Origin of the sequence: Neisseria subflava (genome assembly GCF_024205705.1) — a bacterium.
In the GTDB taxonomy this organism is placed as follows: domain Bacteria; phylum Pseudomonadota; class Gammaproteobacteria; order Burkholderiales; family Neisseriaceae; genus Neisseria; species Neisseria subflava_D.
In genome coordinates this window covers 2,026,163-2,039,427 of sequence record NZ_CP073115.1, presented here as the reverse complement: position 1 = coordinate 2,039,427, position 13,265 = coordinate 2,026,163, and the positions used below count along the sequence as shown (strand labels likewise).

The 13,265-nt window shown below is 51.1% G+C and carries 14 protein-coding genes; 6 read left to right on the top strand and 8 right to left on the bottom strand.

Features of this window, described 5'->3' with window-relative positions; all coding sequences use genetic code 11:
* Positions 1-13: 13 nt before the first annotated feature.
* From prmA to KCG54_RS09785, 3 genes are all read right to left on the bottom strand, one after another.
* The gene (gene prmA, locus KCG54_RS09795; RefSeq protein ID WP_254324058.1) at positions 14-901 is read right to left on the bottom strand and encodes a 50S ribosomal protein L11 methyltransferase; all 888 of its coding nucleotides are present in this window, start codon (positions 899-901) and stop codon (positions 14-16) included.
* Between the two features lie 89 nt (positions 902-990).
* Positions 991-1,800, bottom strand: a complete 810-nt coding sequence (gene dapB / locus KCG54_RS09790; RefSeq protein ID WP_036492678.1) for a 4-hydroxy-tetrahydrodipicolinate reductase — start codon at positions 1,798-1,800, stop codon at positions 991-993.
* Between the two features lie 9 nt (positions 1,801-1,809).
* Positions 1,810-2,205, bottom strand: coding sequence for an outer membrane protein assembly factor BamE (locus KCG54_RS09785; RefSeq protein ID WP_039862532.1), 396 nt, complete (start codon positions 2,203-2,205; stop codon positions 1,810-1,812).
* Between the two features lie 151 nt (positions 2,206-2,356).
* On the opposite strand from KCG54_RS09785, the gene fur reads away from it, so the two are divergent.
* The 3 genes from fur (at position 2,357) to dapD (ending at position 4,762) form a co-directional block, all read left to right on the top strand.
* Entirely contained in the window at positions 2,357-2,854 is a 498-nt protein-coding gene (fur, locus tag KCG54_RS09780) for a ferric iron uptake transcriptional regulator (protein ID WP_003682812.1), read from the top strand.
* 77 nt (positions 2,855-2,931) lie between these two features.
* Positions 2,932-3,678, top strand: a complete 747-nt coding sequence (aat, locus tag KCG54_RS09775) for a leucyl/phenylalanyl-tRNA--protein transferase (protein ID WP_039862530.1) — start codon at positions 2,932-2,934, stop codon at positions 3,676-3,678.
* 262 nt (positions 3,679-3,940) lie between these two features.
* Positions 3,941-4,762 (top strand): 2,3,4,5-tetrahydropyridine-2,6-dicarboxylate N-succinyltransferase, encoded by an 822-nt coding sequence (gene dapD / locus KCG54_RS09770; protein ID WP_003749076.1) that lies wholly within the window; start codon positions 3,941-3,943, stop codon positions 4,760-4,762.
* Between the two features lie 192 nt (positions 4,763-4,954).
* Here dapD and KCG54_RS09765 read toward each other — a convergent pair whose 3' ends face one another.
* From KCG54_RS09765 to KCG54_RS09750, 4 genes are all read right to left on the bottom strand, one after another.
* Positions 4,955-5,749 carry a glycosyltransferase family 8 protein gene (locus tag KCG54_RS09765; protein WP_254324057.1) on the bottom strand — a complete coding sequence of 265 codons (795 nt, stop codon included), beginning with the start codon at positions 5,747-5,749 and terminating at the stop codon, positions 4,955-4,957.
* 37 nt (positions 5,750-5,786) lie between these two features.
* Positions 5,787-7,589: a DNA recombination protein RmuC gene (gene rmuC / locus KCG54_RS09760; RefSeq protein WP_254324056.1), complete on the bottom strand. Its 1,803-nt coding sequence runs from the start codon at positions 7,587-7,589 to the stop codon at positions 5,787-5,789.
* A gap of 1,027 nt (positions 7,590-8,616) precedes the next feature.
* Positions 8,617-9,981 carry a tRNA uridine-5-carboxymethylaminomethyl(34) synthesis GTPase MnmE gene (mnmE, locus tag KCG54_RS09755; RefSeq protein WP_254324055.1) on the bottom strand — a complete coding sequence of 455 codons (1,365 nt, stop codon included), beginning with the start codon at positions 9,979-9,981 and terminating at the stop codon, positions 8,617-8,619.
* A gap of 125 nt (positions 9,982-10,106) precedes the next feature.
* A complete protein-coding gene (locus KCG54_RS09750) occupies positions 10,107-10,337 on the bottom strand; it encodes a helix-turn-helix domain-containing protein (protein ID WP_049344313.1) in 231 nt (76 codons plus the stop codon).
* Positions 10,338-10,440: 103 nt separating this feature from the next.
* Here KCG54_RS09750 and KCG54_RS09745 point away from each other — a divergent pair, with 103 nt between their 5' ends.
* On the top strand, positions 10,441-10,896 hold the full coding sequence (locus KCG54_RS09745; RefSeq protein ID WP_049344311.1) for a PH domain-containing protein: 456 nt from the start codon (positions 10,441-10,443) through the stop codon (positions 10,894-10,896).
* Between the two features lie 237 nt (positions 10,897-11,133).
* Here the strand turns inward: KCG54_RS09745 and KCG54_RS09740 are convergent, their stop codons facing one another.
* The gene (locus KCG54_RS09740) at positions 11,134-11,790 is read right to left on the bottom strand and encodes an NAD(P)-dependent oxidoreductase (protein WP_254324054.1); all 657 of its coding nucleotides are present in this window, start codon (positions 11,788-11,790) and stop codon (positions 11,134-11,136) included.
* 120 nt (positions 11,791-11,910) lie between these two features.
* On the opposite strand from KCG54_RS09740, the gene KCG54_RS09735 reads away from it, so the two are divergent.
* On the top strand, positions 11,911-12,801 hold the full coding sequence (locus KCG54_RS09735; protein WP_254324053.1) for a LysR family transcriptional regulator: 891 nt from the start codon (positions 11,911-11,913) through the stop codon (positions 12,799-12,801).
* Entirely contained in the window at positions 12,798-13,070 is a 273-nt protein-coding gene (locus KCG54_RS09730) for a GIY-YIG nuclease family protein (RefSeq protein WP_254324052.1), read from the top strand. The genes KCG54_RS09735 and KCG54_RS09730 overlap by 4 nt, the downstream gene beginning before the upstream one ends.
* Positions 13,071-13,265: the final 195 nt, after the last annotated feature.

Sequence of the window (13,265 nt, the reverse complement as noted above, 5' to 3'; positions counted from 1 at the left end):
TTGGAAAACAGGTTTAGCGTTTGACACCGTTCAATCGCGCCCAGCCTTCTTCGATTTCGGCAGGCTCGATGTCGAACCATTGGCTGTAAATGCCGCTGAGTTCTTCGACTTGTTCGTCCAAAAGGCCGGATAAAACAATGCGGCCGCCTTGTTTGGTGCGTGCGGCAAGCATTTCGCCGAGCATACGCAACGGGTTTGCCAGAATGTTGGCGACAACGACATCAAACTGGCCTTGCGGCAAGCCGTCCGGCAGGTAGAACTGCGCGTCAACGTTGTTTTGCGCGGCATTGTCTTTGCTGGCGCGGATGGCTTGTTCGTCAATATCTACGCCGATGGCGGAGCCTGCGCCGAGTTTGAGGGCGGCAATGGCCAAAATGCCTGAGCCGCAGCCGTAGTCCAATACGCTTTCGCCGCCTTTGAGCTGTGTGTCGAGCCATTTGAGGCAGAGGCGGGTGGTCGGATGGCTGCCTGTGCCGAAGGCAAGACCCGGGTCAAGTTGCAGGTTGACGGCGTTGCCGTCGGGCGCTTCGTGCCAAGACGGGGTAATCCATAGGCGGTCGGAAATTTGAATCGGGTCGAATTGCGCTTGGGTCAGGCGTACCCAGTCTTGATCTTCAAGGATTTCGCCGGTGTATTTCAAATCGTTCAAACCGCATTCCTGCGCGGCGGCTTCGATAATGGAAGCGGCATCGTCGCTTTCGCCGAAAAGGGCGATGACTTTGCTTTGTTGCCAGATTTGTTCGGTCGGCATGCCCGGCTCGCCGAAAATGGCCTGCTCGTTTTCTGTACCGGCGTAGGCATCTTCAATGGCGGCGGACAATGCGCCGTGTTCCATCAGCGCGTCGGCAAGGCGTTCGGCGACGGCATCGTTGACGTTGATGGTGATTTGTTGATAGGACATGGTGGGGCTTTCTTTTTAATAAGGCCGTCTGAAAATCGATGTTGTGCTTTCAGACGGCCTTGTAAGGTATGAAACCTGATGATGCGGGTTTATCGGTTTTTCAAACCCAATACGTCTTGCATATCGTACAGGCCTTTTTTGCCGTTTGCCCAAACTGCGGCGCGTACGGCACCGGCGGCAAAGGTCATGCGGCTGCTGGCCTTGTGGGTGATTTCCACGCGCTCGCCGTCGGTGGCGAAGAGGGCGGTGTGGTCGCCGACGATGTCGCCTGCGCGGACGGTGGCAAAACCGATGGTGGATGGATCGCGCGGGCCGGTGTGGCCTTCGCGGCCGTAAACGGCGCATTCTTTGAGGTCGCGGCCGAGGGCGTCGGCAATGACTTCACCCATGCGCAACGCGGTACCGCTTGGGGCATCGACTTTGTGGCGGTGGTGGCCTTCGATAATTTCGATGTCGTAGCCTTCGTTTAACACGCGGGCAACAGTGTCGAGGATATGGAAGGTCAGGTTGACGCCGACGCTGAAGTTGGCTGCAAAGACAACGCCTATTTTTTCGCCTGCGGCTTGGATGGCGGCTTTGCCTGCATCGTCAAAACCGGTCGTGCCGATGATGATGTTGACGCCTTTTTCCACGCATTTTTGCAGGTGTTTCAGGGTTGGCTCGGGACGGGTAAAGTCGATAAGGACATCGCTTTGAGCCAGTACGGCATCCACGTCGTCTGAAATGGCAACGCCGGTTTTGAGGCCGGAGGCGAAGCCTGCATCCAAACCCAATACTTCCGAACCGGAATGCTCGAGTGCGCCAGAGAGGACGGTATCGGGATGGTTGTTGACCGCTTCAACCAATACGCGACCCATGCGGCCGTTGACGCCGGCAATGGCGATTTTCAATGCGCTCATGGGGCTTCCTTATTTCGCGTTGGTTTCGGTGGTCGGAACGACGTTTTGTCCGGCTTGAACGGCTTCGATGGATTTTTGAATGGCATCGCCTTCGGCGCGTGCGAGGACGTCGTTTTCAAAGTACAGGGTCAGGTTGCTTTGTTCTTTGATGATGCCGTTGCGGCTGGTGTTGAAAGTGTAATCCCAGCGGTCGGCATGGAAGGCGTCGCGCAGGAGCGGTGTACCGAGCAGCAGTTGGACTTGGTCGCGGGTCATACCTTGGCGCAGGGAAACCACGGCGCGGGGATTGAGCTCGTTACCTTGAATGATTTTGAGTTTGTAGGATGGAAAGTTGGATACGCGCTCGGCACTGCATGAGGCCAGACCTAAAATAGCGGCGATGGCAAGGCATAAGGCTTTATTCACGGGCTTACCTTTCTGTGTCATTTCGGGAAAGATGTTTATCATCGCTTGAATATTTTTAAAAAGCAAACGATAATCATCTTCTTAATTTTTCTTTTCGCCGATTTTCAATTGCAAGACCGGCGGCAGATTGCCACCCTTTAACGGCCCAATAGTGGGCAAACGGGCGGAAAGTGCGTATTATAACGGTTATTACCTTACAGGGATATTGAATATTATGGAAAAATTCAGCAACATTGCGCAATTGAAAGACAGCGGTTTGAAAGTTACTGGTCCACGTTTGAAAATTTTGGACTTGTTCGAGACTCATGCCGAGGAGCATTTGAGTGCGGAAGATGTGTACCGTATCCTGTTGGAAGAGGGCGTGGAAATCGGCGTGGCGACGATTTACCGTGTGTTGACCCAGTTTGAACAGGCCGGCATTTTGCAACGCCACCATTTTGAAACCGGCAAAGCGGTTTACGAATTGGACAAAGGCGATCACCACGACCACATCGTCTGCGTGAAATGCGGCGAAGTAACCGAATTCCACAATCCGGAAATCGAAGCGCTGCAAGACAAAATCGCCGAAGAAAACGGCTACCGCATCGTCGATCACGCGCTGTATATGTACGGCGTATGTGGCGAATGCCAAACCAAAACCAAACGTTAAGCAGTTTGTATGTTGATTTTTCAGACGGCCTTGGGCATTTTCAGCTTGAGGCCGTCTGAAACTTTATGGGCTTTACGATGAAGATTCCTTTTCTTGCGCCACGGGATTATCGTTTCCCCGACCCGTCTTACGCTTTGGCAGAATGCGACGGCTTGGTCGGCGTCAGCGGCGATTTGGATACGGGGCGGCTGTTGTCGGCGTATGGGCAGGGGATTTTTCCGTGGTTTAGCCGCGACGGTTGGTTTTTCTGGTATGCGGTTGCGCCACGAGCTGTGATTGTGCCGGAAAACCTGCGTATCGGCCGATCGCTCGCCAAAACTTTGCGCCACAAGCCGTATCGGGTAACGGTCAACCGCTGTTTTGAAAAAGTGATTGCCCATTGCGCCAATGTGCCGCGTCCGGAACAGGACGGAACGTGGATAGAACCAGCGTTTCAGACGGCCTATTTGAAGCTGCACCATCAGGGGCATGCGCATTCGTTTGAATGCTGGCTGCCGGATGAACAAGGCGAAATGCAGTTGGCAGGCGGGTTTTACGGCGTGCAAATCGGCTGCGTGTTTTATGGCGAATCGATGTTTGCCTTGCGTCCCGATGCGTCAAAGATTGCGTTTGCCTGCGCCGTCCCATTTCTGGAGGATTTGGGCGTTGCGCTGATAGACTGTCAGCAGGATACCGAACATATGCGCCGTTTCGGTTCGCAGCTGATGGATTTTGCCGACTTTCAGACCGCCTTGAAGGATTTGAACGCGAAACCGTTAAAGCGGAATATCGAATGCCGCGTGGTGGCTGAAAATCTTCTGCAAAAGATTGGCGGCGAAGATTGATTTATCGGCACGGCGTGTCGTCAGAATCGACAGTCTGCATATTGTGATTGGGAAACCGGTTGGAAAATAAATACGATTCAACTCTCTTGAACAGGCCGTCTGAAAATCTTGGCTTAACCAAAATCCCGTCGTGTAACGCTCGGCGCTAATCATGTTAATAGCTGACGAAATCGCTTTTACATGGCAAAATAACGAGTTAAATATTTGTAATAGGGCGGCCTGAATAGGTTTCAGACGGCCCTGATCTCTTGAAGGAATCAACATGTCTTTGCAAAACATCATTGAAACGGCTTTTGAAAATCGTGCCGAAATCAATCCGAATACCGTTACCCCCGAAGTGCGTGAAGCGGTTTTGGAAACCATCCACCAGCTCGACTCCGGCAAACTGCGCGTTGCCGAGCGTTTGGGTGTGGGCGAATGGAAAGTCAACGAATGGGCGAAAAAAGCCGTATTGCTGTCTTTCCGCATTCAGGACAATGAAATCCTCAACGACGGTGTAAACAAATACTTCGACAAAGTGCCGACTAAATTTGCCGATTGGTCTGAAGACGAATTCCGCAGCGCAGGTTTCCGCGCAGTTCCGGGTGCGGTTGCCCGCCGCGGCAGCTTTGTGGCGAAAAATGTCGTATTGATGCCTTCTTATGTCAATATCGGCGCATACGTTGACGAAGGTGCGATGGTTGATACTTGGGCGACTGTCGGCTCTTGCGCACAAATCGGTAAAAACGTGCACTTGAGCGGCGGCGTCGGCATCGGCGGCGTACTCGAGCCTCTGCAAGCCAGCCCGACCATTATTGAAGACAACTGCTTCATCGGCGCGCGTTCTGAAATCGTCGAAGGCGTGATTGTCGAAGAAGGCAGCGTGATTTCTATGGGCGTATTCATCGGTCAATCCACCAAAATCCTTGACCGTACGACCGGCGAAATCTATCAAGGCCGCGTACCGGCTGGTTCGGTTGTCGTATCCGGCAGCATGCCTTCCAAAGACGGCAGCCACAGCCTCTACTGTGCGGTTATCGTCAAACGCGTGGATGCGCAAACCCGTGCGAAAACCAGCGTGAATGAATTGTTGCGCGGTATCTAATCGGATAACGATAACGCCGACTGAGGGTGGGTGGCAAAGCCTGCTTTACGGTCGGGTGTGAATACAAAACAGGCAGAATGTTCTGCCTGTTTTTTATGGCTTAAAGGCCGTCTGAAATAATTTCAGACGGCCTTTTGTTTTTGATGACGGGTTGTTTAAGATAATCGAAGGAGAGGGGTTCTTTGCCTGAAATTACGCTTTCGGCCAGTCGGCGCAATAGTATTGCCAATAGACTTCGATAAAAGGAATCTCGCCGTAATCGCACAGCCACGGTTTGGCGCGTGTGGTGTAGTGGATGATGGGCGGGGCGGTATCCGGCAGAGGGAACATTTCGTCAAGGTCGTATGTTTGGAAAAATCTTCTGGCGCCGGTTTGGTAATTCCAAGACTCTTCCAATTGCAGCCAGTTTTCTTGAAATACGGTGTTTAGAAAGCATTGGTCACCAAAGGGGATGGCTTTATCAATGGTGGCGGCGGTTTGCAGCAGTTGCTCCGCGATATTGTGTTTGCGCCATTGACCCAAATCGGCCAGCAGCATGCCGGAATTGAAATAGGGTGTGGTGTGCAGGCCGGTCGGATGGTTCCAATCGGTACGGGCAAGATAGGAATCTTGTACGGCGGCGACGGGATAGCCGCGCATATCGAGGTTGAACAAATCGTGCAGGGACTGGGTAACCACCATATCGCTGTCGAGGTAAAGGGCGCGGTCGACGGGCAGGTGCTGCATCATCAGGCGGAAAAATGCGGCATCCGAAATATGGGACAGGCGGCGATATTGGCTGAAGTCCATTTCAATTTTGACATCATTCAGACGGCTGCCGCTGGCGGCGAGTTTTTGGTTGGTATAGTTGATCCATTCCTTCCTGAAGGTGTTGTGCATAAGGTAGAAATTGACACCTGTATTGTGCGTACAGATGGACTTCATCAGGGTATGGACTTGTTCGGCGTAGCCGGTATCGGCAGCAAGGACGATGGTGATGTTGCTCATTGGTTAAATTCCCTTTTTTACAATGTTTTGGAGTTGGTCAGTTATTTTCTTGATTTTGTGTGGTGGGTAAAGCGGCATGGTCTTCGGTTTCCGACACGGCCTTTTCTACTAAATCCCGTTGCAGTTGTTTGCCGGCTTTGATGCCCAATTTGCGCAGTTTTTCGGTGCTGCTGATGAGGTTGCCCCTACCGGAAACCAAGCGGCTGTAGGCAGTCTGAAACTGGGATTGAGCCTGACCAAGCGCTTTATTGATGCCGTCCATGCTTTCGACAAAGCCAACAAATTTGTCATAGAGTTTGCTGCCTGCTTCGGCAATGGCCAGCGCGTTTTGGTTTTGCTGCTCATTGCGCCAGATGTTGGCAACGGTGCGCAGGGTGGCGAGCAGGGTGCTGGGGCCGGTCAGCATGATGCGTTTGTCGAAACACTCTTGGAAGAGGTTCGGATCGTGTTGCAGGGCGAGGAGGTAGGCCGGTTCGACAGGGACGAACATAAAGACGAAGTCCAACGTTTTGACACCCTCAAGGTCGGTGTAATCCTTCGCTGCCAAGCTTTTGATGTGGGCGCGGATGCTGGCGACGTGGTTGGCAAGCTCGCGCTCTGCTTCTGCGCCGGTGCTTTGCGTATAGCGGACGTAGGCGGTCAGCGATACTTTGGAGTCGATGACGATTTGTTTGTTGTCGGGCAGATTGATGAGGACGTCGGGCTGGAGGCGGCGTTGGGTGCCGTCTGCTTCGTGGCGGACGCTGGAAGCTTGAACGATGTATTCGCGGCCTTTTTGCAGGCCGGAATTTTCCAATACGCTTTCCAAAATCATCTCGCCCCAGTTGCCTTGGGTTTTGTTTTGCGTGCCGGTCAGCGCGGTGGTCAGCGCTTTGGCATCGTGGTGGAGCTGGGTGTTGAGTGTTTGCAGGCGTTTGAGCTCGTTTTCGATGGTCAGGCGTTCTTTGGCTTCTTTTTCATAAGTCTGCTGAACCAGCTCGCTGAAGCCGTGTATGCGTTCGTTGAGCGGATTGAGTAGTTGCTGGAGATGGTCGTGGTTTTGTTCGGTAAAGCGGCGGCTTTTCTCTTCCAGAATAGTGTTGGCGAGGTTTTGGAACTGGTCGCTCAGGTTTTTACGAGCATCTGCCAGCAGGGTTAGTTTTTCTTCGGCAGCCTGACGGTCTTTTTCCGATTGGGTGTTGAGGCGCTCGTTTTGGACTTGAAGCGCGTGGTTTTGCTCCAAAAGGGCGGCGTATTCTTGTTTCAGACGGCCTTTTTCAGCTTCCTGTTGCTGTAAAAGGCTGTTTTTGTCGTCGATATTGGCTTTTTCTTGCGCCAGTTGTGTGGAGAGGCGTTCGTTTTGGACTTGCAGCGCATGGTTTTGCTCCAACAGCGTGTCGTAGTCTTGTTTCAGACGGCCTTTTTCCGTTTCCTGCTGTTGTAAAAGCGTATTTTTATCCGCACTCAATGCCTGTTCTTGAATCAGTTGCGTGTTGAGGCGTTCGTTGTTGATTTGCAGGTTTTGCGCGCTTTGCTGCCATTTTGCACATTCGTGTTTTAAAGCTTCGGCTTCGGCCTCGCAATCTTGCAGATAGGCAATCTGTTTTTCGGCTGCGGCAAAGCGGTTGCCTGTCTCCTGCAATTCGTCTTGCAATTCCTGCACGGTATGGCGGCTTTGCGCCAAGTCCGCCGCAGTTTGAGCCTGCACCTGTTCGGCAAACTCATGCAGGCGGCGGCTTTCGGCCAATTCTTGTAAAACAATAAAGTGTCGGCTTTGGGTTTGGTAGCGTGTTATCAGCCAAGCAAACAGCGCGCCGATAAAAAATGCGGCCGCACCGGTCAGGATTAGGGTGTTGTTCATGCTGGAAATAGTCAATATGCAGAATGTTTCACTATATCATATATTTGCAGCGCATTTTATGGTCGGATATGCGCTAGAAACGTGTGTTTTCTTTAAAAGAAGCTATCAAAGGTATTGGTTTTGACTAAATGAATATTTGGTTTGCAAAAAATATAATTTTGTAACATTTTGAATTTAAAAATATATTTAATTTAGAGTGCAATTTTGCAACAAAAAAGGAGGGATTTTATGGGCGCAGAAAGATACGTTTGTAGTGTATATGTAATTAAGACATCGGTGTCATTGAAAAAGACATCGGTGTCATTTTCAAAACAAAATATAAATTAACTAAAATCTTCATTATGTACATTTTTATCATTTTATCTTTACGAAAAAGTCGTATTAATTAACGATTAACACGGTATGATTCGTCCTGTCGGCGGCGCAGATGCCGGCGAAAAAATGTGTATGTTGTTAAATAACATTTTGTATCTATGAAAAAGGACTACTTAAAATGGCACATTTAATAACGCTTGCCGTCGCTTCTTTAATCGGTATGTCGGGGATACCGGCCTCCGCACTCGGCGTCGCCTACAATATTGAAACGGTAGTACACAAATAATTCAATTATAAACGAATTGATTACAATACTTCAGAAAACGCAACTTAGGCCGTTTTTCGGCCGACAGACAAGAAAGTGAGACAAACAATGAAAACTTTAATTAAACTGGCAGCAGCCTCTTTAATCGGTATGTCCGGCCTGACCGTCGGCGCAACCAATATCGCCCACAATATGGCTGATGCCGACAAATAAAAAATACACAACACACCCTTAAATACACAGAAAAGAGTTAAAATGAAAACATTAATCAAATTGGCTGCGGCTTCTTTGATCGGCATGTCCGGTTTGACAGTTGGCGCAACCAAAATCGCAAAAAATATGGCAGAAGCTGCCAATAAATAAACGCAAGTGAAATTAAGCTTGTTTTGGTGATAAAAAAGGCCGTCTGAACATTCAGACGGCCTTTGTATTTGATGGCAAACCGTTTTATTTGCCGATACAGAAGCGCGAGAAAATCACGCCCAGCAAATCGTCGGCGGTAAATTCGCCTGTGATTTCGCTGCACGCGTTTTGGGCGAGGCGCAGGTGTTCGGCGAAAAGCTCGATTTGGTTGTTGTCGCAGAGGGCGGCGTTTTCCAGCTCGGTTTCGGCTTCGTGCAGGGCGTTGAGGTGGCGGTTGCGGGCGAGGAACAGGCTTTCGCTTTCGCCCTGCCAGCCGACTTCCTGCAACAGCGCGTGTTTGAGCAAGTCGAGACCCGCACCGGTTTTGGCGGACAGGCTGATGACGGTGTCCGCGCCGGTTTGCGCGAGGCCGTCTGAACGGACGGCGACAGGTTCGCCGGTCAGGTCGGCTTTGTTGTGGATTTCGATTTTTTTCAAACCTTCGGGCAGGCTGTTCAAAATCGCTTGGGTTTTGGCATTCACGCCTTCGCGCGGGTCAATCAGAATCAGGGCGACATCGGCTTCGGAGACGGCTTTGCGGCTGCGCTCGATGCCGATTTGTTCGACCACGTCGTCGGTTTCGCGCAGACCGGCGGTGTCGATGATGTGGACGGGCACGCCGTCGAGGGTGATTTGTTCGCGCACAGTGTCACGGGTGGTGCCGGCGATGTCGGTTACGATGGCGATGTCGTCGCCCGCCAAGGCGTTGAGCAGGCTGGATTTGCCGACGTTGGGCGCGCCGACGAGGACGACGTTCATGCCTTCGCGCAAAATCGCGCCTTGTTCCGCACTGGCGAGCACGGTTTTCAGACGGCCTTGCAGGGCTTGGAGCTTGCCGCGCGCGTCGGCGGCTTCGAGAAAGTCGATGTCTTCTTCGGGGAAGTCTAACGTGGCTTCAACCAGCATCCGCAGGGTGATGAGATCGTCCACCAGCTCGTGTATGTGTTGGGAAAACGCGCCTTTGAGCGAACGCAACGCCATGCGCGCGGCGGACTTGCTGGAGGCATCAATGAGGTCGGCGACGCTTTCGGCTTGGGCAAGGTCGAGTTTGTTGTTGAGGAAGGCGCGTTTGGTAAATTCGCCCGGTTCCGCCATGCGCGCACCCAGTTCGAGGCAGCGCGAGAGCAGCATGTCCATCACGACTGGGCCGCCGTGTCCCTGCAATTCAATCACGTCTTCGCCGGTAAAGCTGGCAGGGGCGGCGAAGTAGAGCAGGATACCATTGTCTATCGGCTGCCCGTCGCCGCCGAGAAAGTCGGTGTAAAGCGCAGTGCGCGGTTTGGGCATTTTGCCGCCGCTGAGGGTTTGTGCCAAAGGCAGCAGGTTTTTGCCGGAAAGACGGATAACGCCGACGCCGCCGCGTCCGGGGGCGGTGGCGATGGCGGCGATGGTGGGTTGGGTTGCGGACATGAGAACTCGCGTATAGATAAATTTAATGGGCGTATTATAGCAAAAGGCCGTCTGAAACTTTGGGTTTTGGGGTTTCAGACGACCTTTTTAGCAGATTGGCAATGTGGGCGTACTACTTGAACGGTTCAAGTATTTTTAATTTCCAAATCATCCGGTAGTAAGTCGTGTACGGAGCAGTTTAAAGCAGAAGACAGTTGATATAGTTTATCAACCGTTATGTTGACCTCCCCCCTTTCTATTCTACCCATATAGCTTCTGTCTATATCGGCAAGTAAGGCTAAGCTTTCTTGGTTGATATTAGACTGTTTGCGGATTTCTCGGATTTTTATACCTATCAAAACACTGATTTTACTCATGAGATTTGTCTTCACAAATCTCAAAATATCCAATTTTGACGCTTATTTATCCACGGATTATAATCCGTATTTTTGGAAAATATCTAAATGTGGAGAACGTTAAATGGCAAGTTATATTGAAAGCTCTTTAGGGCGAGGTGAACGTATTGTTTATAAAGCGCAAGTATCGTGGTTTTCCCAATTCTGGAGGATTTTTTTCGGTATCCTGCTGTTGATGTGGGTAATCGGTATCGTATTTATAGTGTTCGCGGTATTGAATGTAATGACAACCGAGCTTGCTTTAACTAACAAAAGGGTTATCGCTAAGTTTGGCTTTATCCGCCGGCAAACAATTGAGATAAATATCAACCGTATCGAAAGTATTTCGGTAAATCAAGGTTTTTGGGGTAGGATTTTCAATTATGGCTCCGTAGTGGTCAGAGGGACGGGCGGTAGTCATGCTCCGATTCCTTATATCGCCCGACCAATGGAGTTCCGTCAACAATTCAATGATTTTATAGATAACGAAATTGGTGGGGGCTCGAAAAATCAAATTGAATTAAAACCGCCTGCCGTTTGAGGTGGGTGGAAACGGTGGTTTTTGTTTTATATAGCCCAATTACTTTATTTTCGATACGCAATACCTATTGCCGTCATTTCCGCGCAGGTGGGACTGACGAGGTTGGAAGCCTTGAAATATCGGAAGTTAGTTATGTTTGCTATAGCAAAATTGTAATTAAATATTTATTTCTATCGATCCGAATATGAAAAGGCCGTCTGAAACTTTGGGTTTCAGACGGCCTTTAAATTAAGATGATTAAACGGCGGCGACGGTAAAGCGTTCAAACAAATGCGCTTTGTTTTCCACATCGTCGGCGATGGCGACTGCCAAATCGGCCACGCTGATGCCTGCCGGAATTTCACCGTCCATCAGCAAATCGTCTTTGCCCAAGCGGTATTTGCTGGTTTTGTCTTCGCTGAAACCGCCGTCTGCGCCTAGCCGTGCCGGAGGGGAAACGAAAGACCAGTTCACGTCGTGGCGCGGCAGGAGTTCTGCCAAGAGATGGCGTGCGCCATTGGCGCCGTCGAAAATTTCTTTCGGGAAGTCGGGCGTATCGATAACTTGCAAACCGGGTGCCACATACAGGCTGCCTGCGCCGCCAATGACCAATAAATAAGGCACTTGCGCTGCTTTTGCCGCTTCGACGATGCTGTTTGCGCCGCGTGTGAAATCCGCGCCGATGTTGGGATTGGTCCAGCCCGGGTTGAACGCGCTGACTACGGCATCAAAACCGGCCAGTTTGTCGGCAAAATCTGCTGCGTTGACATCTGCGGAGACTGCGGCAACATTTTGCGCTTGGAACACTTTGTCTGTGTTGCGGGCGAAAACGGTCACTTCATGACCGCGGCCTGCCAATTCTTGAACGACTGCGTTGCCGACATAACCAGTTGCACCGATAACTGCGATTTTCATATTTGACTCCTTGTAGGGATGTGATTGATTAGATGAGTGCATTGTAAGGTCGTCTGAAACGCTTGATAATCCCTGTTTTACTGTTATGATTGTGAAGTTAAACTAAACAATTATTTCCAAATGCAAGACATCAACCCCCTGCTTGTTTTCGCCGCCGTCCTCGAACACGGCAGCATGAACGCCGCTGCGGCCGCGCTGGGCATGACTCCGTCTGCCGTCAGCCAGCACATCAACCGCCTCGAAACCCTGCACGGCATCAAGCTGTTAAACCGCAGCACGCGCAGCCTTACGCCTACCGATGCCGGCCGCGCCTTGGGCGAATACTGCCACCGCCTCGCCGCCACCCTTGCCGATACGCGTACCGTTATCGACAATCTGAAGACCGAACCTGTCGGCGAATTGCGCATTTCCCTGACTTCTACGGTCATCAAATCCCGCGCTTTTCAGACGGCCTTTTCGCGATTGCAAACTGAGTTCCCTAAAATCCGTCCTATCCTTAATTTCAGCGATACTTTGGACGACCTGCAACACAATCAGACCGACATCGCTATACGCGGTGGCGACCGTGCTTTGGACGATCCCAACTTGGTTGCGCGCCATCTCGTGACGTGGCCGTACATGATTTGCGCCGCGCCCGATTATCTCGACCGGTATCCGCCCATTACCCATCCCGCGCAGCTTCATACCCATCGCTGGCTGCACTTCCTGCCCGTCCGCACGACCTTGCAAAACGGTGAAGAAAGCTATTTCCTCGACGTCGCCGACAGCATTGCCTGCACGCATCTTGCCGCAGTGTGTAGTCTGACCGAAAGCGGTTTCGGTTTGTCTTTGCAGGTGGGAGGCGAAGTGAGGGAGAAAATTGCGCAAGGCCGTCTGAAAGCGGTTTTGCCTGAATGGACATTGCCGCCGGTCAGCCTTTATTTGGTCACGCCTTATCGTGTGCAGTCTGCCAAAACCGAGGCTGCCGTGCGCATTTTTACCGAGAGTTTTGCCAAGGAAGGGGATTTATGAACGCGGAAAATTGGAGCGTTTACCTGATTTTGTGCGAAAACGGCGCGTTTTATTGCGGCATCAGCAAACGTCCGCAAGAGCGATTTGCAACGCATTTGTCAGGAAAAGGCGCGAAATACACGCGTTTGAACAAGCCTGTCGAGATGCGCATCGTTTCAGACGGCTTGAACAAAAGTGAAGCGCTGAAACGGGAACTCGGCATTAAGAAATTGATGGCAGAGCAGAAGCGGGGATTGTGGGCTGAAGCTGAAACATTGGCAAAAGGTTAATGGCGGCAATGGATTAAATTGTAGTCGGGATATGAATACCCTTATAAATAGGTAAGCCTGCTGGCGTCTTTTACATAGGCAAGCGGCAAATGTTTATTAACATGATTCAAAAAGGCCGTCTGAAACCTGATCGGGGTTCAGACGGCCTTTTTGGGATGGGGATGGCTTTCAGGTTGACGCTACTCATGGAGAAGT